This is a genomic window from Prevotella multiformis DSM 16608, assembly GCF_000191065.1.
In the GTDB taxonomy this organism is placed as follows: Bacteria; Bacteroidota; Bacteroidia; order Bacteroidales; family Bacteroidaceae; genus Prevotella; species Prevotella multiformis.
Genome location: NZ_GL872299.1, coordinates 1 through 745, shown reverse-complemented (window position 1 = coordinate 745; position 745 = coordinate 1). Strand labels below are relative to the sequence as shown.

At 46.6% G+C, this 745-nt stretch carries 1 protein-coding gene; it reads left to right on the top strand.

Annotated elements, in window-relative coordinates:
- A partial coding sequence (locus HMPREF9141_RS12365) for an RHS repeat-associated core domain-containing protein (RefSeq protein ID WP_007369115.1) occupies nucleotides 1–745 on the top strand: 745 nt, incomplete at both ends.

Below are 745 nucleotides of genomic sequence, written 5' to 3'. Positions count from 1 at the left end.
CACCGCTGGTCAGCAGGACTATGCTGAACGCATGAATCAGATTCAGAAGCAGAAAGAGGCATACTATAAGCAGCAAGGCATTGCTCCTGGTGTTCCTACAATGAAGGGTGCGTATGGTGATCCGGAGAATACAAAGCGAGGATATAACTCTATCATTGACACACTCGGCAACCATGATGTGCCACAGGGTTGGATTCAGACTCCACATCCTAACACAACACCTGGCACCAACCCCGGTGCTCCTGTCTCATGGAACGACCCGAGCAACCCTGATGACCCGCAGGCTGGTTATGGCTACATTCCAAACGACACAACGAAGGAGGAGACCTTCTTCTATCATAGTGACCACCTCGGCAGCACATCCTACATCACAGACGACAGAGCCAACATCACCCAGTATGATGCTTACCTGCCATACGGAGAGTTATTAGTTGACGAGCATAGTAGCAGTGAAGACCTATCGTATAAGTTCAATGGCAAACAGTTCGATGATGAGACTGGTCTATACTATTACGGTGCAAGGTATATGAACCCAGTCACGAGTCTGTGGTATGGGGTGGATCCGCTGGCAGAGAAGTATTCAATGACGAGTGGATATGTGTACACATTGGCGAATCCTGTCCGATTGATAGATATAGATGGACGTAAAAATCTCAATTTTGATCAAGATGGACGATTCAAAGGTATAACACATGATAATTGGTGGCACAATTTATGGTTCGGAACACGTGGAGTAAAATATCAT